The organism is Candidatus Symbiopectobacterium sp. NZEC135, assembly GCF_025962695.1.
The window spans coordinates 1-1243 of record NZ_JAGFPF010000542.1 but is presented as its reverse complement, the minus strand read 5'-3'; the positions used below and the strand labels follow the sequence as shown (position 1 = coordinate 1243).

At 51.7% G+C, this 1243-nt stretch carries 3 protein-coding genes; 2 read left to right on the top strand and 1 reads right to left on the bottom strand.

The annotated features are described in order from the left end of the window. Window positions 1-431 (top strand): methyl-accepting chemotaxis protein (locus J5224_RS28590; protein WP_264628480.1); only part of this gene is annotated, 431 nt, incomplete at its 5' end. 256 nt (window positions 432-687) lie between these two features. Continuing rightward, a complete protein-coding gene (locus J5224_RS28585) occupies window positions 688-1035 on the top strand; it encodes a FlxA-like family protein (RefSeq protein ID WP_264628479.1) in 348 nt (115 codons plus the stop codon). A 42-nt stretch (window positions 1036-1077) separates the two neighbouring features. Here the strand turns inward: J5224_RS28585 and J5224_RS28580 are convergent. Continuing rightward, on the bottom strand, window positions 1078-1243 hold a 166-nt coding region (locus tag J5224_RS28580), incomplete at its 5' end, for a DUF3820 family protein (protein ID WP_264628481.1).

The window sequence follows — 1243 nt, the reverse complement described above, 5'->3', positions numbered from 1 at the left end:
CCAATATCCTCGCACTCAACGCGGCGGCAGAAGCCGCCAGAGCGGGTGTGCAAGGGCGCGGTTTTGCCGTGGTCGCTGCCGAAGTACGCAACCTGGCCCAACACTCCGCATCCGCCGCCAAAGAGATCAAAACGCTGATCGATGCCAACGTCGCAAGCGTGGAGTCAGGCGGTAAAATGGTGGAAAACGCGGGCAAACACATTGCGGATATCGTCAGCGAAGTGCTGCAAGTCTCTACCATGATCAAAGAGATCAGCAACGCCACGCAAGAGCAAACGCAGGCGTTGGGATTGATTAACCAATCCATCGCCCAAATCGAAATCATGACCCAAAGCAATACCGAAATGGTGGTGCAATCGACTGATACGGCAGAAAGTTTAAACCGTCAGGCTCAGCGACTCACCAACGCCATCAATGTGTATGGCAGTTGATTAACCGCGTTTTATCGTCAGCATACGGCCGGGAATAAGGATAATTCCCTCGCCGTGCGCCCACCTCCCCCTTCTTTATTTTTCGCCCAAATCCCCTCATTTTGTCGTCCAAACCGGCAAAAACATATTTGGTTACATTTACTGTAACAAACCTGATCCTATCGTTCTGTATCCAAACAAAAAGCCTGTGAAGCAAGGGGAGATAGACGTCGATACTCTATGGGCACACTCAGTGCCGCAATGACAAGGAGAAAAAATGACCAGTATCAGCGCAGTGTCGTCTGCTACGAGCAGCAGCGCGAGTTCAGGTTCAAGCAACGAGCAGCAAATTTCCCGTCTCAATCAGCAGATTCAAAAGCTGACGCAGCAGTCCAAAGAGCTCTCTTCCTCCGCAGAGAAAGCCTCTACGGATGAAGAAAAAGCCAGCCTGCAAAAGCAGCAGCAATTGATTCAGTCACAGATTCAGGCACTTCAAGCGCAAATTGCCCAGTTGCAGAACGAGTCATCGGAGAGTAAACAGCAGCAGGCGGTATCCACGTCTACTGCCAAAGAGGAAGGCGTTAACAAGCCAACCGCAGAGAATAAAATCAACATCTACGTGTAGCCGTTTAGTCACACGCGCAGCACCGCAAGCGCGGTGCTGCTTCTAACGCTGCTTGAGCGGCGTTACCAGCCCTTGCAGCCCTTCAATCTTGATAGTCAGCGTCAGTTGCATCAAATCGCCCAGCCGCCCTTTGGGAAACGAATCCTTGCGGGCAAACCACAGCAAATACTCCTCGGGCAAATCGATCAGTACACGGCCCTGATACTTG